We start from the raw sequence: 21,721 nt of genomic DNA, 5'->3' as shown, positions 1-21,721 counted from the left end.
ATACGGTACGCGTCCCCGGCACCCGGAGCGCCCGCGCGTCACCGGCCGCGACGCGCCGTTCACCAGCGCGGCACCTCCGGCACCACCCATTCCGGGTCGGCCGCCCGCATCGCCGCCGCGTCGTCGCGGTCGCGCAGCGTGCCGTCGTCGGCGAGCCAGCGCTCGTGGAGGGCCGCCAGGCGGTCGCGGTCCAGGGTGACACCGAGGCCCGGGGCGTCGGACACCGGCAGCGCGCCGTCCGTGAAGGCGAGGCGTTCGGTCAGGACGTCCTCCCGCTGCCAGGGGTAATGGGTGTCGCAGGCGTGATCGAGGCCGGGGACGGTCGCGGCGACGTGGGTCATGGCGGCGAGGCTGATACCCAGGTGGGTGTTGGAGTGCATGGACAGGCCGACGCCGAAGGCGCGGCAGACGGCGGCGAGTTCGCGGGTGTTGCGCAGGCCGCCCCAGTAGTGGTGGTCGCAGAGGACGACCTGGACGGCGTCCCGGGTGAACGCCTCCCGGATCTCGGCGAAGGTGGTCACGCACATGTTCGTGGCGAGCGGCAGGTCCGTACGGGCGGCGACCTCGGCCATGTGGGCGGTGGTGCTGGTGGGGTCCTCCAGGTATTCGAGGACGTCCTGCAGTTCGCGGGCGACCTCGATGGACGTGGGGACGCTCCAGGCGCCGTTCGGGTCGAGGCGCAGGGGGTGGCCGGGGAAGGCGGCGGCCAGGGCCCGTACCGCGGCGATCTCCTGGGCGGGCTCGAAGACACCGCCCTTGAGCTTGAAGGAGCGGAAGCCGTACGTGTCACGGAAGCGGCGGGCCTGGGCGACGATGCCGGGCGGGTCGAGGGCAGCGCCCCAGTCGTCGGGTCCGCCCCCTTCGTCGGGTCCGCCGCGGCCGCCGGGGTGTCCGGCCCAGCGGTAGAAGAGGTAGGCGCTGTAGTCGACGCGGTCGCGGACCTTGCCGCCGAGCAGGGCATGGACGGGCAGACCGGCGAGCCGGCCCCAGGCGTCCAGGCAGGCGACCTCGAAGCCGGAGAGGACGGACAGCCGCAGCTTGTCCGCGGTCTGTACACCGCGCAGGCCGCCCGCGGTGACGTCGTCGGCCCCGGTGGCCGCCGTGGAGTCGCCGCAGACCTCGGCCGCGAGGCGCGGCAGGGCGTTCAGGTCCGTGACCTGGCGGCCGGTCAGGGCGTCGGCCAGGGGCCGCGCGAGGTCGAGGTACTTCGTGTCGCCGTAGGTCTCGCCGAGGCCGGTCGCGCCGCCCGCCGTGGTCACTTCGACGATCAGGCGGGGGGTGTACGGCTGGTGGACGCCTTGGGTGTTCAGCAGGGGCGGGTCGGCCACGAGGATGGGGGTGAGACGGATCGCGGTGATGGTGGTGGGGGTGGCGGGGGCGCTGCGGCGGGTGGTGGAGGCGGTGCCGGTGGTGGAGGCCGCGGAGGGCTGCTGCGGCTGCGGGGAGCGCTGCGGCTGCGGCTCAAGGTGCGTCGGATGGGTTTCCGTATGCAGACGCTGTCCGTCCATGGAGACGGACGGTAGGTACGGGGCGGGAGCGGTGTCAATGGGTATGTCCGGCGCCGGCGCGAAGCCCGGCCGGATGCCGCCAGGCAGCCGAACGTAACCGGCCATTCCGGCGATTCCGGCCAGCCTTTACCAACCATTGAATCTTCGCGCGTAGATGTCCACATAAACGCTCTGTTAAACCTGAGTGGCCCCCACCGGTTCACCTAGGAGCAGCACATGCGCCACCCCCTCCTCACCCGCCGCCGTGTCCGCCTCGGCGCCGCGGCCGCCACCGTGGTCGTCGCCGGCACCGCGGCGTTCGGCGTCGGCCAGGCCACCGCCGAGCACTCCGTACCGCGTACGGACAAGGAGATCCCGAACCTCACCCAGGTACAGGACCGGATCAAGGCGTACTACGGCGACACGGTGACCGCGGACGGGCAGCACTACGCCTCGCCCCGCAGCAACTACGCCAAGCAGATGCGCGGCATCACGGACTCCGCCCGCCGCTACCTGGCCAAGTCCGCCGCCAAGCACCACCACGGCAAGAAGCCCGCCATCGTCCTGGACATGGACGACACGACGCTGCTGACGTACAACTACGAGCTCCAGGTCGGCTTCCACCACACCGAGGCGGCCCAGGACAAGTACCTGGCGAGCACCGACATGGCCCCGGTCTTCGGCATGGACCGCCTGGTCAACTGGGCGCACGGCAAGGGGTACGAGGTCTTCTTCGTCACCGGCCGCAAGGAGGCGCAGCGCGAGTGGAGCGTGCGCAACCTGAAGAACGTCGGCTACGGCGTCCCGCTCGACCGCAAGCACGTCTACCTGAAGGACAAGAAGAACCCGCCGGCCTACCTGCCGTGCGGCGCCAAGTGCTCGACGGTCGAGTTCAAGGCGGGCACCCGCAAGCACATCGAGTCGCAGGGCTACAACATCGTCGCCAACTTCGGCGACCAGTACAGCGACTTGAACGGCGGCTACGGCGACAAGACGTTCAAGCTGCCGAACCCGATGTACTTCCTGCCCTGACCCGCGGGCGGTGCGTGCGCGGTCCTCAGGTGCGCTTGGGGACCGGCACGCGCATCAGATCGCGGGCGATGGTCAGTTCGCCCGCGAAACCGGCCGCCCGCGCCTGGCGCTCGAACTCCCCCGGGTCCGCATAGCGCTGGGAGAAGTGGGTGAGGACCAGATGGCGCACGCCCGCCTCGGCGGCGGCGCGCGCCGCCTGGCCCGCCGTCAGGTGGCCGTGGTCGGCGGCCAGCCGCGCGTCCTCGTCGAGGAACGTCGACTCGATGACGAGCAGATCGCAGCCCTCGGCGAGCGCGTGCACCCCGTCGCACAGCCGGGTGTCCATCACGAAGGCGAAGCGCTGGCCCCGCCGGACCTCGCTGACCTCGTCGAGGGTGACGCCGTTCAGCACGCCGTCGCGCTGGAGCCGCCCGACGTCCGGCCCGGCGATGCCGTGCGCGGCGAGCCGCTCCGGCAGCATCCGGCGCCCGTCCGGCTCGATGAGGCGGTAGCCGTACGACTCGACCGGGTGGGAGAGCTTGCGGGCCTCCAGGACGTACGACGGGGTACGGGCGAGCACCCCGTCGGCGGCCACCGGCTCCTCGGCCAGCCGCACCGTCTCGCGGTAGGCGGTGGCGTACCGCAGCCGGTCGAAGAAGCGTTGGCCGCTCGCCGGGTAGTGCGCGGTGACCGGGTGCGGCACCCGGTCGAGGTTGATGCGCTGGATGACCCCGGCGAGGCCCAGCGAGTGGTCGCCGTGGAAGTGCGTGACGCAGATCCGGTTGAGGTCGTGGGCGGCGACCCCGGCACGCAGCAGCTGCCGCTGGGTGCCCTCGCCGGGGTCGAACATGATGCCCTCGCCGTCCCAGCGCAGCACATAGCCGTTGTGGTTGCGGTGCCGGGTGGGCACCTGGCTGGCGGTGCCGAGGACGACGAACTCGCGTACGGACACGGTGCGGCGGCTTCCGGTCCGGTCAGACCAGGCGCTGGAGGTCGCGGCCGCCCAGCACGTGCGCGTGGGCGTGGAAGACGGTCTGCCCGGCGCCCGGACCGGTGTTGAAGATGATCCGGTAGCCGGTCGAGTCGACCTTCTCGTCCCCGGCCACGGCGGCGGCCTCGCTCAGCACCTCACCGGCGATCCGCGGCTCGGCAGCGGCCAGCTCGCCGGCGTTGGCGTAGTGCACCTTGGGAATGACCAGGACGTGCGTCGGCGCCTGCGGGCTGATGTCCCGGAACGCCAGGGTCGTCTCGGTCTCCCGCACGATCGTCGCGGGCACCTCGCCGGCCACGATCTTGCAGAACAGGCAATCGGCCTGCGGTTCTCCCGCCACCGGTGGGCTCCTCCCGGGTCGTCGGCCGGTATCCGGCGGCCCGTTCGTCCGGAGCCCGCCCGTACCGCGCCGTGTCGCGTCACCATCACGTCTACGGGACCGGATGTTACCGGTCCGCCCGTGCGGGGTGATGCGGCCGGGGCGGGAGTTGCCACGGTTGCTGGTGGGGAGGTGGCCGGCGGGGCGGTGGTGGTCAGTGTTCTGCCGCCCAGGTGGGGTGCTGGTCCTGGTGGTCGCCTTGGCCGTCGTGGCCGCCGTCCTGACCGCCGTCCTGCCCGTCGTGGTTGCCGTGGTCGTCGTGGTTGCCCTGACCGTCGTGGCCGTCGCCCTGACCGTCGTGGTCGTGCGAGTCGTCCGTGCAGGTGTCGCTGGGTGACGGGTCCGGGTCGGGATCCGGGTCGGGGTGGGACGGCTGGGCCGTGACGGTGACCGTGACGGGCGGGGTGTACGGCGGGTGCTCGGACGTGTGACCGCTGCTGGGTGGCTGGACCGTGTGGGTGACGGTCGGCCGCGAGGTGCCGGTCGGCTCGTCCGCATCGCAGTCGCCGAGCACGCCCACCCGGAAGACGACCTGTCCGGCGACGCGCGCGGTCAGCCGGCCACGTACGCAGCGGCCGTCGACTCCGGAGGTGACCCAGCCGGTGATGGTGATCTTGCTGCCGTGGGCGGTCTGGCCCTGGCAGTCGACGGTGGCGACCGCCTTCCGGGTCGCGGTGGCCGTCGGGTTGGCGGTGGCCCGCTGGTCCCCCCGGAGTGTCGCCGTACAGCTCAGCCAGCTCACGTTGACACCGGCCGCCACCAGCGCCCGCGTGCCCGCCTGGTCGGTGGTGACGGCGATCGCCGAGGTGTTCAGACCGCCGGCCGGCTCGCACGCGGACACGCCGACGATCGCGGCGCCCGCGGCGCCCACCACCGCCAGCAGCCTGCCGCGCCGCGCCCCGCCGAACCGGCACCGGCCGGTCCGCGCGTGCCGGGCCCGCCCGTGCCGTACGTCTCGTAAGCGCCCTATGGCCCCCATGTCCGGCAGCCTCCCACCGCCGCGGCCGGACCAACAGCCACGGCTCGGCCAGTGTGCGCGCCACCGGTTTCACTAAGCTGATCCAGCACAGACCGTCGTCCGCCCACATCAGGAGTCGTCCACCATGGCAACCACCCGCACCGCCGCCACCCACTGGGAAGGCAACCTCATGGAGGGCAAGGGCAGCGTCGCCCTCGCCTCCTCCAACGTCGGCACGTTCGACGTGAACTGGCCGGCCCGCGCCGAGCAGCCGAACGGCGTCACCAGCCCCGAGGAGCTGATCGCGGCGGCCCACTCGTCCTGCTACTCGATGGCCTTCTCGCACGGCCTCGCGGGCAAGGGCTACACCGTCGCGGCGCTGGACACCCAGGCCGACGTGACCTTCCAGCCCGGCGAGGGCATCACCGGCATCGTGCTGACCGTCAAGGCCAGCGTGCCCGGCCTGTCCGAGGAGGACTTCCAGGCCGCGGCCGAGGACGCGAAGAAGAACTGCCCGGTGAGCCAGGCGCTGGCCGGTGTCAAGAACATCACCCTCCAGGCGGAGCTGGTCTGATCCGGCGGCCTGTGGGACGGCGGGGCCGCGGCGTCACGTACGCCGCTGCCCCGCCGCTGCCCCGGTTCTGACACGTGCGGTCACGTCCGGACCTGTCCCGACGCGCCCCGGCGCGTGTCCTGCGGCGCCTGGCGTCCGGTCAGCTCCAGCGGCCCGTACGGCCCAACAGCAGCGCCGTGGCCGCCGTACCCGCCGTGGACGTCCGCAGCACGCTCCACCCGAGCCGGTACGCCTTGGCGCCCGACTCCTCGAACGCCGCCAACTCCTCCGGCGACACCCCGCCTTCGGGGCCGACCACGAGCACGATCCGGCCGCTCGACGGCAGTTCGGCGGCCGCCAGCGGCGCGCTGCCCGCGTCGCGGTCCTCGTGCAGTACGGCGGCGAAGTCCGCCTCCGACAGCAGCGCCGCGACCTGCTTGGTCGACATCAGGTCGGCGACCTCGGGAAAGCGCAGCCGACGTGCCTGCTTGCCCGCCTCACGGGCCGTGTTGCGCCACTTGGCGAGGGACTTCGCGGCCCGCTCGCCCTTCCACTGCGTGATGCAACGGGACGCGGCCCACGGGACGATGGCGTCCACACCGGTCTCCGTCATGGTCTCCACGGCCAGTTCGCCGCGGTCACCCTTGGGCAGAGCCTGCACGACGGTGATCCGGGGCGACGGCTCCGGCTCGACCTGCGCCCCGGTCACCTCGACGACCAGCCGGTCCTTGCCCTCGGCCGCCCGCACCACGCCCACCGCGCCGCTGCCCCGCCCGTCCGTCAGCACCACGGGCTCGCCCGCGCGAAGCCGCCGTACGGAGACCGCGTGCCGCCCCTCGGGCCCGTCCAGGACGGTCTCGCCCGGCCCCGGGACGTCCTCGACGAGGAAGACCGGCGCCGTCACAGCGCACCTCCCAGCTCGCCCGGCAGCCCCGTACCGGGCAGGTGGTTCTCCGCCGGACCGGACTCGTGCGCGTCCCCCACGGTCAACCCGGCGCGCGCCGCCTCCAGTTCGGCCATCAGCACCTCGACCAGCTGCCCGGCCGGGAGCTGCCGCGCCATCCGGTGCCCCTGGCCCGCCCACAGCGCCATGCCCTGGGCGTCGCCGGTCTTGGCGGCGGCCTTGCGCAGGCCCGAGGTGAGGTGGTGCACGGCCGGGTAGGCGGCCGGGGCGTACGGGCCGTGCTCGCGCAGGAAGCGGTTCACCAGGCCGCGGGCCGGGCGCCCGGAGAAGGCCCGAGTCAGCTCGGTGCGGGTGAACAGGGGGTTGGTCATCGCCTGCTTGTGCAGCGCGTTGGCGCCGGACTCCGGGGTGACCACGAACGCCGTACCGAGCTGCGCCATCGCCGCGCCCGCCGCCAGCGCCGCGGCGATCTGCGAGCCGCGCATCAGGCCGCCCGCCGCGATGATCGGTATCTGCACCGCCTCGCGCACCTGCGCGATCAGCGACAGCAGCCCGAACCCGGCGCCGGTGCCGTCGGCCTGCGGGTCGTCGCGGTGGGTGCCCTGGTGGCCGCCGGCCTCGACGCCCTGCACGCAGACCGCGTCGGCGCCGGACCACTGCGCGGCCTGTGCCTCGGCCGCCGTGGTGGCGGTCACGATCGTGTACGTACCGACCTTGGCGAAGCCGTCGAGGACCGCGCGGGACGGACAGCCGAAGTGGAACGAGACGACCGGCACCGGGTCCTCGCGCAGGATCGCGAGCTTCGCCTCGTATCCGTCGTCGGCGCCGCCGTACGGGTCGATGTCGTCCAGCGGGGTCTCGTACCAGGCCGACTCGCCCGCCAGCTGCTCGCGGTAGACCTCGACGGCCGCGTTGTCGGCGAGCGAGGGCTGCGGCATGAAGAGGTTGACGCCGAAGGGGCGGTCGGTGAGCCCGCGCAGCTGCTTGATCTCCTGGTACATGCCGTCCGCCGTCTTGTACCCGGCGGCCAGGAAGCCGAGCCCGCCGGCTCCGCAGACGGCGGCGGCCAGCTCCGGGCGGGCGACGCCGCCTGCCATGGGGGCCTGCGCGATCGGATAGCGGCAGAGATCGGTCAGCGCTGTGGGCATGACCACATCGTGTCACGCCGCACGCCGGGCCCCGAACCGGGGCCGTACGCACCAAGATCAAACAGGCCGGGCGATCAGGGCACTTCGGGCGCGAACACCGTACGGCAGCGCGGTGGACAACGGGAACGGCGGCCGGGCTGGTGAGCCCGGCCGCCGCCGTATGTCCGTACGGGCCGCTACCGCCCGTTGAACGCATCCTTCAACCGCGAGAACAGCCCTTGCTGCCCCGGCCGACTGCGCCTGCCCGGGGGACAACCCCCGGACCCCCGGCAGAACAGCCGCTACCGCCCGTTGAACGCGTCCTTCAACCGCGAGAACAGCCCCTGCTGCCCCGGCTGGAACTGTCCCGTCGGGCGTTCCTCGCCGCGCAGCTTGGCGAGCCGCCGCAGCAGCTCCTCCTGCTCCGCGTCCAGCTTCGACGGGGTGATGACCTCGACGTGCACGATGAGGTCGCCGCGCCCGTTGCCGCGCAGGTGCGTGACGCCGCGGCCGTGCAGCGGGATCGACTGGCCGGACTGCGTCCCTGGCCGGATGTCGATCTCCTCCACGCCGTCCAGCGTCTCCAGCGGGCACTTGGTGCCCAGCGCCGCCGCCGTCATCGGGATCGTGACCGTGCAGTGCAGGTCGTCGCCGCGCCGCTGGAACGTCGGGTGCGGCAGTTCGTGGATCTCCACGTACAGGTCGCCGGCCGGGCCGCCGCCGGGGCCGACCTCGCCCTCGCCCGCGAGCTGGATGCGCGTGCCGTTGTCCACACCGGCCGGGATCTTGACCGTGAGCGTACGGCGCGAGCGGATGCGGCCGTCACCGGCGCACTCCGGGCACGGGGTCGGCACGACCGTACCGAAGCCCTGGCACTGCGGGCACGGCCGCGAGGTCATGACCTGGCCCAGGAAGGACCGGGTGACCTGCGAGACCTCACCGCGGCCGCGGCACATGTCACAGGTCTGCGCCGAGGTGCCCGGCGCCGCGCCCTCGCCCGAACAGGTCGTGCAGACGACGGCGGTGTCCACCTGGATGTCCTTGGTGGTGCCGAAGGCCGCCTCGTCCAGCTCGACGTCCAGCCGGATCATCGCGTCCTGGCCGCGCCGCGTGCGCGAGCGCGGCCCGCGCTGCGACGCCGTGCCGAAGAACGCGTCCATGATGTCGGAGAAGTTGCCGAAGCCCGCACCGAAGCCGCCGGCCCCGCCGCCGCCACCCGCCTGCGAGAGGGGGTCGCCGCCGAGGTCGTAGACCTGCTTCTTCTGCGGGTCCGACAGCACCTCGTAAGCGGCGTTGATCTCCTTGAACCGCTCCTGGGTCTTCGGGTCCGGGTTCACATCCGGGTGCAGCTCACGGGCCAGCCGCCGGAAAGCCTTCTTGATCTCGTCCTGCGAGGCATCGCGTCGTACGCCCAGGACCGCGTAATAGTCCGTGGCCACTTACGACTCCGCGAGGATCTGTCCGACGTAACGTGCCACTGCGCGTACCGCTCCCATCGTTCCGGGGTAGTCCATGCGGGTCGGTCCGACCACGCCGAGTTTGGCGACTGCCTCGTCGCCCGAACCGTAGCCGACCGCGACGACCGATGTGGAAGTCAGGCCCTCATGGGCATTCTCATGCCCGATGCGTACGGTCATGCCGGAGTCCTTGGCCTCCCCGAGCAGTTTGAGAAGCACCACCTGCTCCTCAAGGGCCTCCAGCACCGGCCGGATGGTCAGTGGGAAATCGTGCCCGAAGCGCGTGAGATTGGCGGTACCGCCGATCATCAGCCGCTCTTCGGTTTCCTCCACCAGAGTTTCCAGCAACACCGACAGAACTGTCGAGACCGTGCCCCGGTCCTCCTGTTCGAAGGACTCCGGGAGATCCTGCACGAGCTGCGGCACGTCCGTGAACCGCCGCCCGACCACGCGGCTGTTCAGCCGCGCCCGCAGGTCCGCCAAGGAGGTCTCGCCGAACGGCGCCGGGCAGTCCACCATGCGCTGCTCGACACGGCCGGTGTCCGTGATCAGGACCAACATCAGCCGGGCCGGTGCCAGCGACAGCAGCTCCACGTGCCGCACCGTGGACCGGGTCAGCGACGGGTACTGCACGACGGCGACCTGCCGGGTCAGCTGCGCCAGCAGCCGCACCGTACGGCCCACCACGTCGTCCAGGTCGACGGCGCCGTCCAGGAAGTTCTGGATGGCGCGCCGCTCCGGGCTGGAAAGCGGCTTGACGCCCGCCAGCTTGTCGACGAAGAGGCGGTAGCCCTTGTCCGTGGGGATGCGCCCGGCGCTCGTGTGCGGCTGGGCGATGAAGCCCTCGTCCTCCAGCGCGGCCATGTCGTTGCGGACCGTGGCGGGGGAGACACCGAGCTGGTGCCGCTGTGTCAGCGCCTTGGAGCCGACCGGCTCCTCGGTCCCGACATAGTCCTGGACGATGGCGCGCAGCACTTCGAGTCTGCGTTCACTGAGCATCGCGCACACCTCCAGTCCGGCCGTGTCACCGGCGCGCGGCCGGGTTCTTCCGGGTCGTCTTCCCTGGCACTCATCAGGTCCGAGTGCCAGACCCTGACCAAGTGTACGGCCGGGTCACACGGGCAGGGCAAGGGCGGCGGTACCGGGGTTGCGCCCGGCGCCGCCCCGGAGGCCCGCCACGGGCACCGGCGGATGCCCGGGAACACCCGGTCCGGCGGGCAACGGTATCGCGATACGGCTAGCGTCTCGGTATGCGTACGACTTGGGAAGAGGCCGGGTGGGAACGGCTCGGCACGGGGGTCGGGCGCCGCCGGATGTCCGGCTGGGACGAGACGGTCGGTGCCGTCGTCGGGTCGGCCGGCGTGCTGATCGTCGACACCGGCGCCACGATCCGGGACGGCGCCGAGCTGCGCCGGCAGCTGCGCGACATCACGGGACGGAACGTGACACATGTCGCGCTGACCCATCCCCACTTCGATCACGTGCTGGGCACCGCGGCGTTCGCGGGCGTCCAGGTCTTCGGCGCGGCCGGACTCGACGAGTACCTGCCGCGCGCCCAGGACGACCTGCGGCGCGACGCGGTGGCGTACGGCGTGGACCCGGACGCCGCGGCGGAGGCCGCCGACCTCCTCGTGCGCCCGCACCACCTGATCTCCGGCGAGCGCACCCTCGACCTCGGCGACCGGCAGGTGCTACTCGCCAACGTCGGCCCCGGCCACACCGCGCACGACCTGGTCGTCCTCGTCCCCGGCACGCACGGCTCGCCCGAAGTCGTCTTCTGCGGCGACCTGGTCGAGGAGTCCGGCGAGCCGCAGGCCGGGCCGGACGCGATCCCCGGCCGGTGGCCGGCCGCCCTGGACCGGCTGCTGGCCCTCGGCGGGGAGGACGCGGTGTACGTACCCGGGCACGGTGCTGTCGTGGATGCCCGATTCGTCCGTGACCAACGCGACGCGCTGAGCCGACGCTTCGGCGTGTCGCGGCGCTGACCGGCCATCCCTTCTTATCGTCTGTCGGATGCGCAGCAGAGAGTACGGCCCGGACCTGACCCCGCCGTGGAAGAAGCAGCAGCCGGCCCCCGAGGTCGAGGCGGAGACGGACCTCGTCGTGGAGGAGGCCGTCACCGGGTTCTGCGGTGCGGTCATCCGCTGCGAGAAGACCGCCGAGGGGCCGACCGTCACCCTCGAAGACCGCTTCGGCAAGCACCGGGTCTTCCCGATGACCGCGCGCGGCTTCCTCCTGGACGGCAGACCCGTCACCCTCGTGAGGCCCGCGGCCCGGCCCGCCGCGCGCGGTCCGGCCCGTACGGCGTCCGGCTCGCTGGCCGTCCCCGGCGCCCGCGCACGGGTCGCCCGCGCCGGGCGCATCTACGTGGAAGGGCGCCACGACGCCGAACTGGTCGAACGCGTCTGGGGCGACGACCTGCGCATCGAGGGCGTCGTCGTCGAATACCTCGAAGGCGTCGACGACCTCCCCGCGATCGTCCGGTCCTTCTCCCCCGGCCCGGACGCCCGCCTCGGCGTCCTCGTCGACCACCTGGTCCCCGGCTCGAAGGAGTCCCGCATCGCGGCGTCGGTCACCGGCCAGGACGTCCTGGTCGTCGGCCACCCGTACATCGACATCTGGGAAGCGGTGAAGCCGTCCTCGGCCGGCATCCCGGCCTGGCCGTCCGTCCCCCGCGGCCAGGACTGGAAGACGGGCGTGTGCCGGGCCCTGGGCTGGCCCGAGAACACCGGGGCCGCGTGGCAGCACATCCTCTCCCACGTCCACTCGTACAAGGACCTGGAGCCGGCGTTGCTGGGGCGGGTGGAGGAGTTGATCGATTTTGTTACGGGTGGGAGTGAGGGCTGAGGCCGGTCAGCGTCCGGAACCCGCTGGTGTCCAGATCGACGCCGAGCAGGTCCAGCGGGACGGGGGCGCCGAACTCGGTGGTGCGCTGCACCGCATAGTCGGCGTCGTCGCCGCTGCCGGTGGGCTCGGTGAGCAGGACACACCGGGCCATGAGGGGGTCGATGATCAGGTAGGCGGGGATTCTGCCCGCGGCGTAGATATTGCGCTTGACGCGGTAGTCGCGGTCGGCGCTGGTCCGGGAGACGACCTCGACGAGCATCGTGACCACCTCGGACGGCATGAGCCGCCCGGACGCGGGTCCGGCACCGCACTCCAGGACCACCAGGTCCGACTGCGGCTCGCTGACCTCTTCGGGAATCCCGGCGTCCACAATCCGCAGGTACTCCCAGCACCCCTCCGGGGCGCGGTCCGGGACGCTTTCGACGCCCCGGTGGTGGACCGCACCGGGCCCGCCCGACAGCACGATCTCCCCCCGCAGAAGCTCCGCCTTGTATCCCTCGGGAACCTCAAGGCCCCTGTAGAAGGCGACGAGGGGGTGCGGGACCGGCGGCTGCGGCTCGCTCCCTTCCCGCGGGGACGGGACGCCCGGCGTCCGTTGACGGTGCCGGCGCTCGTACGGGATCTGCTCCGCTACGGACGCGACGATGTCGTCGTGGGCGCGGTCAGGTCCCGGCGAAATCAGGATCTCGCCCCAGAGGAGTTCCTTCCTGCATCCCTCCGGAACCTCCAGCCGCCGGAAGAACTCGACCACGCCGGTGACCGGCCGACCGTCCACATCGTCCATCCCGTGCCCCTCCGCATCCCACGTACGCGGACCGCAGCCTAGGGACGCACCGGAGGGCCCGGCCGGGGCTACGCCCGCCCTTCACCCGGCCGGGTGATCAGTCCACCAGATCCCGCACCACCGCGTCCGCCAGCAGCCGCCCCCGCAGGGTCAGGACGGCGCGGCCCGCCTCGTACGGGGCGGGCTGCAGGAGGCCGTCGGCGAGGGCGCGGGCGGCGGCCTTCGCGCCCGCCGGGGCGAGGAGGTCGAGGGGGCAGCCGGCGGCGAGGCGGAGTTCGAGGAGGATGCGTTCCACGCGGCGGTCCTCGTCGGACAGGATCTCGCGGCCCGCGCCGGGCGACCGGCCCTCGCCGAGGGCCTGCGCGTACGCGCCGGGGTGCTTCACGTTCCACCAGCGGACGCCGCCGACGTGGCTGTGCGCGCCGGGGCCGGCGCCCCACCAGTCCGCGCCGGTCCAGTACAGCTCGTTGTGGCGGCAGCGGCCCGCGTCCGTGGTGGCCCAGTTCGAGACCTCGTACCAGTGGAAGCCGGCCGCGGCCATGGCCTCCTCCGTGATCAGGTAGCGGTCCGCGTGCACGTCGTCGTCGGTCATCGGCACCTCGCCGCGCCGGATGCGGCGGGCCAGCTGGGTGCCTTCCTCGACGATCAGCGCGTACGCGGACACATGGTCGGGCGCGGCGCCGAGCGCCGCGTCCAGCGTGGCCCGCCAGTCGTCGTCCGACTCGCCGGGCGTGCCGTAGATCAGGTCGAGGTTGACGTGCTCGAAGCCCGCCGCGCGCGCCTCGGCGACGCAGGCCTCGGGGCGGCCCGGCGTGTGCGTACGGTCCAGGATCTTCAGGACGTGCTGCCGGGCGCTCTGCATGCCGAAGGAGACCCGGTTGAAGCCCGCCGCGCGCAGTTCGGCCAGGTAGCGCGGGTCGACGGACTCCGGGTTGGCCTCGGTGGTGATCTCCGCGCCGTCCGCCAGCCCGAATTCGTCCCGGATCGCGGCGAGCATCCGCCCGAGGTCGGCGGCCGGGAGCAGGGTCGGCGTGCCGCCGCCGACGAACACCGTCTCGACCGGCCGCGGGTCGTCGCCGAGCACCTTGCGGGCGAGGCGGATCTCCTCGGCGACGGTGTCCGCGTAGTTCTCCCGCGAGGCGAGGGCGCCGCCCGAGCCGCGCAGCTCGGTGGCCGTGTACGTGTTGAAGTCGCAGTAGCCGCAGCGCGTCGCGCAGTACGGCACGTGCAGGTAGAACCCGAGCGGCCGGGTGGACGCGCCGGTCAGGGCGTGACCGGGCAGTGCCCCGTCTTCGGGCATGGGCTCACCGTCGGGGAGTGCGGAAGGCATGTCTTCCATTGTCCGGCATCGGGCGGGCAGCCCCTGCGGGCGGCCGGTACGAAGCACCGCCTGCCCGCAGCCGCCCCCGGGAGGTCCCGCCCGCTACCGCCGCCCCGTCGCCTGGAGCACCAGCAGCGCCAGGTCGTCGTCCGGCGGTGTGGCGGCGAACTCGTGCACCGCCCGCCGGATGTGCTCGGCGACCGCGGTGGCGCCCAGGCCGGTGCAGGCGCCGAGGTGGCCGGCCAGGCCGTCATCGTCGTCGAACAGCAGGTGGCCGCAGCGCCGCTCGGTCACCCCGTCCGTGACGCACAGCAGCGTCTCGCCGGGGGCCAGGTCGAACGACTCGGACTCGTACGACGTGTCCTCCACCACTCCGACCAGCATCTGCGGCGCCGCGGCGACCCGTACCGCGCCGTTCGTGCCGAGGACCAGCGGCAGCGGGTGCCCGGCGCTCGCCAGGGTGCACCGCACGCCCGCCGCGCCGTCGGCGCGGGGCTCGATCTCGCCGTACAGGAGGGACAGGAAGCGGGTCTGCTCGCCCTCGGCGCGCAGTTCCACGGAGGGGTCGAGGCCGCTGCCCGCCGCGGCGAGCGCGGCGGTGACGGCCGCCACCGAGTCCGCGGCCTCGCGCGCCATGGTCTTGTTGAGCCGGTCCAGCACCTCCCCGACGCCGAACCCGTCGCGGGCCAGCAGCCGCAGGACGGGGCGGGCGAGGCCGGTGACCGCCGCGGCTTCCGGGCCGCTGCCGCAGACGTCGCCGAGCGCGAAGCACCAGCGCCCGTTCCCGGCGTCGAACAGGTCCCAGAAGTCGCCGCCCGCCCAGGCGCCCTCGCGCGGTTCGTACACGACGGAGGACTCCATGCCGGGGACGGCGGGCCGGCCCCTGGGCAGCAGGCGGCGTTGCAGCACCTGGCTGATCCGCTCCTGGTTGCGGTACGCGCGCGCCGTGGCGACGGCGCGGGCGACCCGGCGGGTCAGGTCTTCTATCAGGCCCACGACCTCGTCGGGGAAGCGCATCAGTCCGGCCCGCCCGATCAGCAGCGTGCCGTGGTCGCGGCCGCCGGTCACCAGCCGGCAGGCCAGCGCGGCGCCGCCCGGCCCGTACCCGCTCGGTTCCTGGGGCCAGGGCCAGGGCACCGCGGCCCCGGCGCCGTCCCGCTGCGGGCCGGGCTCGGGCATGGACGGCGGTTCCTTCTCCAGGGCCATGCGCAGCGCGTCGATGCGGCTCTCGTTGGAATGCCACACGCGGGCGAGGCGCTGCGGCCCGCCCGTCGTCTCCCTGGCGGCGTCGCCGTGCAGCCAGACCGCGCACCAGTCGGCGAGGCGCGGTACGACCAGCTGGGCGGCGAGCAGCGCCACCTGTTCCTCGTCGAGCTGGCCGGACAGCAGGTCGGAGGCCTCCGCGAGGAAGGACAGGGCGCCGTGGTTGATCCAGTCCGCTTCGCTGCGCCGGGCCGGGGACCGCCGGGCGGGCGCGGGGGCCAGCAGCTCGGCGGCCCGCAGGCCGTGCTGTAGCTCCATGTCGTGGTGGGAGAACCGGTCCGGCGGGCCGTAGGGGCGGTCCCGCGGGCCGGCCAGGAGCCGGAACCACACGGTCTTCAGGTCGCGCCGGTACGTGATGCCCCAGGACTCGGCGACCGCGCCGACCAGTTGCAGGCCGTGGCCCCTGGTCTCGTGTACGGAGGTCGACTGGCGCGCCCGTACGGCACGGGCGGGGTGGTGGTCGGACACCTCGACGACGACGGCGGGGCACGAGCCGCCCGCCTTGATTCCCGCGCCCGCTCGGGTATCCGCGCCCGCTCGGGTGTCCGTGTTCGCTCGGGTATCCGCGCCCGCCGCTTCCGCTTCCGCTTCCGGCTCCAGGCGGCACAGCAGGTCGACGGTGGTGCCCGCGTGCACCACGACGTTGGTGACCAGCTCGCTGACCAGGAGGACGGCCTCGTCGGCGAGGTGGTCGCCGATGGCGTCGGCGCCGGGCAGCGACTGGGTGAGCCAGTCGGCCAGGACGGCCCGTACGAACTGGCGGGCCGCCGCGGCGGCGCGCGGATTGCCGGGCAGACTCGCCCGGCGGATGCTGTCCCGTCCGGCGGGCGTGGCCGCGGGCGCGGGCCCGGAAGCGGGCGCGGGCGCGGGTGACGGCGTGAGCGTGGGTGCTTGCGCCGGAGTGGGGGCGGGTGCAGCCGCGGGCGCGGACTCGGCAACGGACGCGGGTTCCGGCTCAGCAGCGGGCGCGGACTCCACAACGGGCGCAGGCGCCGACTCGGCGCCCCGGTCGGGACGTGGCTCGAACGGTGCGGTACCGGGCGTTGCGGCAGGTGGTGCAGGGGTTGCTGCGGCGGGTGGTGCGGCGGACGGGCCGGGGGCCTCGTACGCCCTGCGTTTGTCGCGCGCCTCTTCCGGTGCGGCTGGTACGGCGCGAGCCGGAGCGACCGCACCAGCCGGAGCGACCGCGCCGGTCGCCTCGGCCGCCGCACCGGCCACGTCGGTCACACCGGCCGCACCCACCCCCGCAGCCACATCCGCCCCGGTGGCCGGTGCCGTCGCCTCACCCGCACCCGACACCGTGGCCGAATCCGGCACCTGGACCACACCCGCCCCAGTGGCCGAATCTGTCACCTCGGCCGCCTCCTCCCCCGCGACCTCGTCCGTCGCGCCGGCCGCCTCCGTGACCGCCTCCGTGTCCGCGTCCGTACGGGAATCCACCGGCCCGCCCCCTTCGGAAAGTGCGCCGGAAAGCTCCTCGCGAGGTCCGCCGGCAGCCGCTTCGGCCATGGCCTGGTGGCCCGCCCGGGAGGCGGCGCCGGGGCAGTCCCCGGCCGGGGTGCTGCCGCGGGGCCCCGCGCCGGTACCGCCGCGGCCGGGGCGGGACGCCGCCCGGGCCACCGCGACGGCCCGGCCCGGGGCGTCCCTGTCTGACGAAGTTGTCGTCCTCATTGAGCAACTCCCGAGCAGTTCCGCAATAGCGCCGAATACGCCACGCCCAGAGTGACAGACTGAGCGCACTCATAAGCACCGAGTTACTGAAGTGGGGAGACATGGCGGTCGATTCGGCAGTGCCTCGAGTGTCCCCTGAGCCGGCCGGTGACGTCGTGCGCACGGCCGATCTCAGACCGCTTCTGACCGCCTTGACGTCGATGGCGGCCGGAGATTTCCGTACCCGACTGCCGGTTGCCCAGGAAGGACTGGTGGCCGAGCTGTCCGCGGTCTTCAACCAGATAGCTTCCCGCAACCAGCACCTGTCCGACGAGTTGTTACGCCTGCGGTCGGAGGTGGTACGCCAGGGCCGGCTGGACGAGCGGATGTCGGCCAGCCCCGGACCCGGCACCTGGGCCACCTCCGTACAGGCCGCCAACGCCATCATCGACGCCCTGGTCATCCCGACCACCCAGGCCACCCAGGTACTGGACGCGGTGGCGGGCGGCGACCTGACCCTGCGGGTGGACCTGCACGACGGCAACCGCCCGCTGCGCGGCGACCGCCGTCGCCTGGGCCGGGCGGTGAACCGAATGGTCGACCAGCTGTCGCTGTTCACCGGCGAGGTGACCCGGGTGGCCCGCGAGTCCGGTACGGAGGGCCGGCTCGGCGGGCGTGCCAAGGTCGCCGGGCTGTCCGGGAGCTGGCGTGATGTGACCGAGGCGGTCAACACGATGGCGGCCCGGCTGACCGCCCAGGTGCGCGACATCGCGCTGGTGACGACGGCGGTGGCGCGCGGCGACCTGACCCGGCAGGTGACGGTCGAGGCGGCGGGCGAGCTGCTGGAGCTGAAGCTGACCGTCAACACGATGGTCGACCAGCTCTCCGCCTTCGCCGACGAGGTCACCCGCGTCGCCCGCGAAGTCGGCACCGAAGGTCAGCTGGGCGGCCGGGCCCAGGTGCGGGGCGTGTCGGGCGTCTGGAAGGACCTCACCGACAACGTCAACTTCATGGCGTCCAATCTGACCAGCCAGGTCCGCAACATCGCCCAGGTGACCACGGCCGTGGCCAACGGTGATCTGAGCCAGAAGATCACGGTCGACGCGCGCGGCGAGATCCTCCAGCTGAAGCTGACCGTCAACACGATGGTCGACCAGCTCTCCGCCTTCGCCGACGAGGTCACCCGCGTCGCCCGCGAAGTCGGCACCGAAGGGCGGCTCGGCGGCCGGGCGCACGTACGCGGCGTGTCGGGCGTCTGGAAAGACCTCACCGACAACGTCAACTTCATGGCCGACAACCTCACCTCCCAGGTGCGCAACATCGCCCTGGTGGCGACGGCGGTCGCGGAGGGCGACCTGGGCCGGAAGATCACGGTGGAGGCGAAGGGCGAGATCCTGGAGGTGAAGTCGACGATCAACACGATGGTCGACCAGCTCTCCGCCTTCGCCGACGAGGTCACCCGCGTCGCCCGCGAGGTCGGCACGGAAGGCAACCTGGGCGGTCAGGCCCAGGTACGCGGCGCCTCGGGAGTCTGGAAGGACCTCACGGACAACGTCAACTTCATGGCGTCCAACCTCACCTCCCAGGTGCGCAACATCGCACAGGTGACCACCGCGGTGGCCGACGGCGACCTGTCGAAGAAGATCACGGTGGACGCGCGCGGCGAGATCCTGGAGCTGAAAGACACCGTCAACTCGATGGTGGAGCAGCTGCGGGCGTTCGCCGACGAGGTCACGAGGGTGGCCCGGGAGGTCGGTACGGAAGGCAACCTCGGCGGCCGGGCCCAGGTCCGCGGCGCCTCCGGGGTGTGGAAGGACCTCACCGACAACGTCAACTTCATGGCGTCCAACCTGACCACGCAGGTGCGCAACATCGCCCTGGTGGCCACCGCGGTCGCGCAGGGCGACCTGTCGAAGAAGATCGACGTGGACGCGCGCGGCGAGATCCTGGAACTGAAGACGACGCTCAACACGATGGTCGACACCCTGTCGTCGTTCGCGTCCGAGGTCACCCGCGTCGCCCGCGAGGTGGGCAGCGAGGGGCGGCTGGGCGGCCAGGCCCGGGTCGAGGGCGTGTACGGCACCTGGAAACGGCTGACGACGAACGTCAACGAGCTGGCGTCGAACCTCACCACCCAGGTGCGGGCCATCGCCGAGGTGGCCTCCGCGGTGGCCGCCGGCGACATGACCCGTAACGTCACCGTGGAGACCCAGGGCGAGGTCGCCGAGCTGCGCGACAACATCAACCTGATGGTCTCCAACCTCCGCGAGACCACCCGCGCCAAGGACTGGCTGGAGTCGAACCTCGCCCGGCTGGCGGGCCTGATGCAGGGCCACCGGGACCTGATGGAGGTCGCCGACCTGATCCTGCGGGAGCTGACGCCGCTGGTGAACGCCCAGTACGGCGCCTTCTTCCTGGCCGACACCGACCGCGACGACCTGCAGATGGCCTTCATCGCCGGGTACGGGTCGTCCCTGGACACCACGATCGACACGCCCGGCTCGATGGACCACGGCCTGGTGCGCCAGGCGGCCCTGGAGAAGAAGCGCATCCTGGTGGAGGAGGCCCCACCGGACTACATCAAGATCAATTCCGGGCTGGGCGAGGCCAACCCGGCGACCGTCGTCATCATCCCGGTGCTGTTCGAGGACCAGACGCTGGGCGTCATCGAGCTGGCGTCCTTCTCCCGCTTCTCCGATGTGCACCTGGCGTTCTTCGACCAGTTCGTGAACACCATCGGCGTGGCCATCAACACCATCGTCGCCAACTCCCGTACGGAGTCCCTGCTCAGCGAGTCGCAGCGGCTGGCCCGCCAGCTCCAGGAGCGGACCGACGAGCTCCAGCGGCGGCAGGCGGAGCTGCAACGCTCGAACGAGGAGCTGGAGGAGAAGGCGGCGCTGCTGGCCAGCTCCTCCCAGTACAAGTCCGAATTCCTCGCGAACATGTCGCACGAGCTGCGCAATCCGCTCAACTCGCTGCTCATCCTCGCCCGGCTGCTCGCCGACAACCCGGACGGGCACCTGAACGAGCAGGAGGTGCAGTTCGCGATCACGATCCACCGGTCCGGGTCCGACCTGCTCCAGCTCATCAACGACATCCTCGACCTGTCCAAGATCGAGGCGGGCCGGATGGACGTACGGCCCAAGCGACTGCCGCTGATCAAGCTGCTCAACTACGTCCACGACACCTTCCGGCCGATGACCCTCGACCGGGGGCTGGCCTTCGAGGTGTCGGTGAGCGAGAACGTGCCCAAGGAACTGTTCTCCGACGAACAGCGCCTCCAGCAGGTGCTGCGCAATCTGCTGTCCAACGCGGTGAAGTTCACCGCCGCCGGCAAGATCGACCTGCGGGTGGACCGCTCGGGCGACGGCACGATCGCCTTCACCGTCACCGACACCGGCATCGGTATCGCGCCGGAGAAGCTGCCGGTCATCTTCGAGGCGTTCCAGCAGGCGGACGGCACCACCAACCGCAAGTACGGCGGTACGGGCCTGGGCCTGTCGATCAGCCGGGAGATCTCGGGGCTGCTCGGCGGCCGGATCACCGCGAGCAGCCGCCCCGGCGTGGGCAGCGTCTTCACCCTGCACGTCCCCATCGACTGCCCCGGGTACGCCGACCCGCTGGACGGCGGCGAGCAGCGCCCGGACGGCTCGCTGCACCTGGCGAAGACACCGCGGCACCACCCGCGCTCGGGCCCGCCCGCCCCGCGCGACGAGGCGCCCTGGCCGACCACCACCCGGCTGGAGGACTGGGTGAACGGGCCCTCGGGCCCCCTGCTGTCCGGCTGCCAGGTCCTGGTCGTCGACGACGACATCCGTAACGTCTTCGCACTCACGAATGTGCTGAGCCGGGTCGGAATGCGGGTGCTCTACGCCGAACACGGCCGCGAGGGCATCAAGATGCTGGAAAAGAATCCCGGCGTCAATCTGGTCCTGATGGACATCATGATGCCGGAGATGGACGGCTACGAAACCATCCGGGCGATCCGGCGCACCCCGCGCTTCGCGGATCTGCCCGTCATCGTCCTCACGGCGAAAGCGATGCCGGGAGACCGCGAGAAATCCCTGGAGAGCGGAGCCAACGAATACGTCCCGAAACCCGTCGACGTGGACCGTCTGCTGGCGGCCGCCGTCGAGCTCCTGTCCCGGCACGGCAACGGCATCGAGGCCCCGGGCGGTGAACCAGGCAAGCAAGACCCCGACGCGACCTCCCCGAGGTCCCAAGGCACCGAAGGCCCATCATGACCCACGCACCCGACACCGGCGCCGGCGCCGGAACCGACGACCGGGCGGGCATCCTTCTCGTCGACGACATGGAGGACAACCTCGCCGCGCTCGAAGCGGTCCTGGGCTCGCTCGGCGAGCCCCTGGTACGGGCCCGTTCCGGCGAGGAAGCCATGAAGGCGCTGCTGCGGCAGGAGTTCGCGGTCGTCCTGCTGGACATTCTCATGCCCGGCATGGACGGCTTCGAGACCGCCTCGAACATCAAACGTCTCGACCAGACGAAGGACATCCCGATCATCTTCCTGACCGGGACGGACAGCGATTCCGGATTCGCCTTCCGCGGCTATTCGACCGGCGCCGCCGACTACCTCACCAAACCTTTCGATCCGTGGGTGCTGCGCGCGAAGGTCAACGTCTTCCTCGACCTGCACCGCAAGAACCGGCAGTTGCGCCGCCTCATAAAGCAGGACCACGCCCGTATGGACGAATTGGCGGACCGTATCTCCGAGATCGAACGCCGGCTTTCCGACAGCGACGATCCCGGCGAACGCGAGCTGAGCGAGAGCGTGGCGCACATGGCGGAATCGGTACGGGCCCTGCGGCGCGGACGGTAGCGTCCGGGCGCCGGTCCGGGCTGCGGGCGGTGGGTGGGGCGGCGGGGCGCCCGCGGCGCCCCCCGCCCCGGGGGGGGGCGGGGAGGCGGGGCGGGGGGCGCGCGCGGCGGCCGGGGCGGCGGGGGGGGGGGCGGGCGGGCGCCCCCCCGGCT

17 protein-coding genes are annotated in these 21,721 nt (G+C 72.4%); 6 read left to right on the top strand and 11 right to left on the bottom strand.

Annotated features, from left to right (window positions below; genetic code table 11):
- Positions 1-59: 59 nt before the first annotated feature.
- Positions 60-1,508 carry an enolase C-terminal domain-like protein gene (locus ACFV57_RS02415; protein WP_385224810.1) on the bottom strand — a complete coding sequence of 483 codons (1,449 nt, stop codon included), beginning with the start codon at positions 1,506-1,508 and terminating at the stop codon, positions 60-62.
- A gap of 216 nt (positions 1,509-1,724) precedes the next feature.
- Between ACFV57_RS02415 and ACFV57_RS02410 the strand changes: the two genes are divergently transcribed.
- Positions 1,725-2,519, top strand: coding sequence for an HAD family acid phosphatase (locus tag ACFV57_RS02410; protein WP_385224808.1), 795 nt, complete (start codon positions 1,725-1,727; stop codon positions 2,517-2,519).
- A gap of 25 nt (positions 2,520-2,544) precedes the next feature.
- Here ACFV57_RS02410 and ACFV57_RS02405 read toward each other — a convergent pair whose 3' ends face one another.
- From ACFV57_RS02405 to ACFV57_RS02395, 3 genes are all read right to left on the bottom strand, one after another.
- Positions 2,545-3,450: a ribonuclease Z gene (locus tag ACFV57_RS02405; RefSeq protein ID WP_385224806.1), complete on the bottom strand. Its 906-nt coding sequence runs from the start codon at positions 3,448-3,450 to the stop codon at positions 2,545-2,547.
- A 22-nt stretch (positions 3,451-3,472) separates the two neighbouring features.
- Positions 3,473-3,829, bottom strand: a complete 357-nt coding sequence (locus ACFV57_RS02400) for a histidine triad nucleotide-binding protein (protein ID WP_385224804.1) — start codon at positions 3,827-3,829, stop codon at positions 3,473-3,475.
- A gap of 193 nt (positions 3,830-4,022) precedes the next feature.
- Positions 4,023-4,847 carry a hypothetical protein gene (locus ACFV57_RS02395; protein WP_385224802.1) on the bottom strand — a complete coding sequence of 275 codons (825 nt, stop codon included), beginning with the start codon at positions 4,845-4,847 and terminating at the stop codon, positions 4,023-4,025.
- Between the two features lie 124 nt (positions 4,848-4,971).
- On the opposite strand from ACFV57_RS02395, the gene ACFV57_RS02390 reads away from it, so the two are divergent.
- Complete coding sequence (locus ACFV57_RS02390; RefSeq protein ID WP_385224800.1) at positions 4,972-5,400, top strand: OsmC family protein; 429 nt, start codon at positions 4,972-4,974, stop codon at positions 5,398-5,400.
- Positions 5,401-5,539: 139 nt separating this feature from the next.
- On the opposite strand, the gene ACFV57_RS02385 is transcribed toward ACFV57_RS02390, so the two are convergent.
- The 4 genes from ACFV57_RS02385 to hrcA form a co-directional block, all read right to left on the bottom strand.
- Positions 5,540-6,283 (bottom strand): 16S rRNA (uracil(1498)-N(3))-methyltransferase, encoded by a 744-nt coding sequence (locus tag ACFV57_RS02385; protein ID WP_385224798.1) that lies wholly within the window; start codon positions 6,281-6,283, stop codon positions 5,540-5,542.
- Positions 6,280-7,431, bottom strand: a complete 1,152-nt coding sequence (locus ACFV57_RS02380) for a nitronate monooxygenase (protein ID WP_385224796.1) — start codon at positions 7,429-7,431, stop codon at positions 6,280-6,282. Before ACFV57_RS02380 ends, ACFV57_RS02385 begins: the two co-directional genes overlap by 4 nt.
- Before the next feature lie 281 nt (positions 7,432-7,712).
- Positions 7,713-8,849 carry a molecular chaperone DnaJ gene (gene dnaJ, locus ACFV57_RS02375; protein ID WP_385224794.1) on the bottom strand — a complete coding sequence of 379 codons (1,137 nt, stop codon included), beginning with the start codon at positions 8,847-8,849 and terminating at the stop codon, positions 7,713-7,715.
- Positions 8,850-9,866 carry a heat-inducible transcriptional repressor HrcA gene (gene hrcA / locus ACFV57_RS02370; protein ID WP_030021995.1) on the bottom strand — a complete coding sequence of 339 codons (1,017 nt, stop codon included), beginning with the start codon at positions 9,864-9,866 and terminating at the stop codon, positions 8,850-8,852.
- A gap of 251 nt (positions 9,867-10,117) precedes the next feature.
- Here hrcA and ACFV57_RS02365 point away from each other — a divergent pair, with 251 nt between their 5' ends.
- Complete coding sequence (locus ACFV57_RS02365) at positions 10,118-10,852, top strand: MBL fold metallo-hydrolase (protein ID WP_385224792.1); 735 nt, start codon at positions 10,118-10,120, stop codon at positions 10,850-10,852.
- Between the two features lie 28 nt (positions 10,853-10,880).
- Positions 10,881-11,714: a DUF3097 domain-containing protein gene (locus tag ACFV57_RS02360; RefSeq protein ID WP_385224790.1), complete on the top strand. Its 834-nt coding sequence runs from the start codon at positions 10,881-10,883 to the stop codon at positions 11,712-11,714.
- Here the strand turns inward: ACFV57_RS02360 and ACFV57_RS02355 are convergent.
- The 3 genes from ACFV57_RS02355 to ACFV57_RS02345 form a co-directional block, all read right to left on the bottom strand.
- Positions 11,692-12,498: a Uma2 family endonuclease gene (locus tag ACFV57_RS02355; RefSeq protein ID WP_385224788.1), complete on the bottom strand. Its 807-nt coding sequence runs from the start codon at positions 12,496-12,498 to the stop codon at positions 11,692-11,694. The two genes, ACFV57_RS02360 and ACFV57_RS02355, sit on opposite strands and share 23 nt — an antisense overlap.
- Positions 12,499-12,595: 97 nt before the next feature.
- Positions 12,596-13,828 (bottom strand): radical SAM family heme chaperone HemW, encoded by a 1,233-nt coding sequence (gene hemW, locus ACFV57_RS02350; RefSeq protein WP_385224786.1) that lies wholly within the window; start codon positions 13,826-13,828, stop codon positions 12,596-12,598.
- Between the two features lie 93 nt (positions 13,829-13,921).
- On the bottom strand, positions 13,922-15,892 hold the full coding sequence (locus ACFV57_RS02345; protein ID WP_385225132.1) for a SpoIIE family protein phosphatase: 1,971 nt from the start codon (positions 15,890-15,892) through the stop codon (positions 13,922-13,924).
- A 1,061-nt stretch (positions 15,893-16,953) separates the two neighbouring features.
- Here ACFV57_RS02345 and ACFV57_RS02340 point away from each other — a divergent pair.
- A complete protein-coding gene (locus tag ACFV57_RS02340) occupies positions 16,954-20,976 on the top strand; it encodes a HAMP domain-containing protein (protein WP_385224785.1) in 4,023 nt (1,340 codons plus the stop codon).
- The gene (locus tag ACFV57_RS02335; RefSeq protein WP_385224783.1) at positions 20,973-21,569 is read left to right on the top strand and encodes a two-component system response regulator; all 597 of its coding nucleotides are present in this window, start codon (positions 20,973-20,975) and stop codon (positions 21,567-21,569) included. The genes ACFV57_RS02340 and ACFV57_RS02335 overlap by 4 nt, the downstream gene beginning before the upstream one ends.
- Positions 21,570-21,721 lie beyond the last annotated feature (152 nt).

It is taken from the genome of Streptomyces sp. NPDC059788, from assembly GCF_042732265.1.
Lineage (GTDB): Bacteria > Actinomycetota > Actinomycetes > Streptomycetales > Streptomycetaceae > Streptomyces.
Note: the sequence above shows the minus strand (reverse complement) of the source record. Positions and strands in the feature narration are given on the sequence as shown.

What these genes read in the sequence shown, in the direction of transcription:
- ACFV57_RS02415 (WP_385224810.1), bottom strand. Translation starts at nt 1,508, where the DNA reads ATGGACGGACAGCGTCTGCATACGGAAACCCATCCGACGCACCTTGAG.
- ACFV57_RS02410 (WP_385224808.1), top strand. Translation starts at nt 1,725, where the DNA reads ATGCGCCACCCCCTCCTCACCCGCCGCCGTGTCCGCCTCGGCGCCGCG.
- ACFV57_RS02395 (WP_385224802.1), bottom strand. Translation starts at nt 4,847, where the DNA reads ATGGGGGCCATAGGGCGCTTACGAGACGTACGGCACGGGCGGGCCCGG.
- ACFV57_RS02390 (WP_385224800.1), top strand. Translation starts at nt 4,972, where the DNA reads ATGGCAACCACCCGCACCGCCGCCACCCACTGGGAAGGCAACCTCATG.
- ACFV57_RS02380 (WP_385224796.1), bottom strand. Translation starts at nt 7,431, where the DNA reads ATGCCCACAGCGCTGACCGATCTCTGCCGCTATCCGATCGCGCAGGCC.
- hrcA (WP_030021995.1), bottom strand. Translation starts at nt 9,866, where the DNA reads ATGCTCAGTGAACGCAGACTCGAAGTGCTGCGCGCCATCGTCCAGGAC.
- ACFV57_RS02365 (WP_385224792.1), top strand. Translation starts at nt 10,118, where the DNA reads ATGCGTACGACTTGGGAAGAGGCCGGGTGGGAACGGCTCGGCACGGGG.
- ACFV57_RS02360 (WP_385224790.1), top strand. Translation starts at nt 10,881, where the DNA reads ATGCGCAGCAGAGAGTACGGCCCGGACCTGACCCCGCCGTGGAAGAAG.
- ACFV57_RS02355 (WP_385224788.1), bottom strand. Translation starts at nt 12,498, where the DNA reads ATGGACGATGTGGACGGTCGGCCGGTCACCGGCGTGGTCGAGTTCTTC.
- hemW (WP_385224786.1), bottom strand. Translation starts at nt 13,828, where the DNA reads ATGCCTTCCGCACTCCCCGACGGTGAGCCCATGCCCGAAGACGGGGCA.
- ACFV57_RS02340 (WP_385224785.1), top strand. Translation starts at nt 16,954, where the DNA reads ATGGCGGCCGGAGATTTCCGTACCCGACTGCCGGTTGCCCAGGAAGGA.
- ACFV57_RS02335 (WP_385224783.1), top strand. Translation starts at nt 20,973, where the DNA reads ATGACCCACGCACCCGACACCGGCGCCGGCGCCGGAACCGACGACCGG.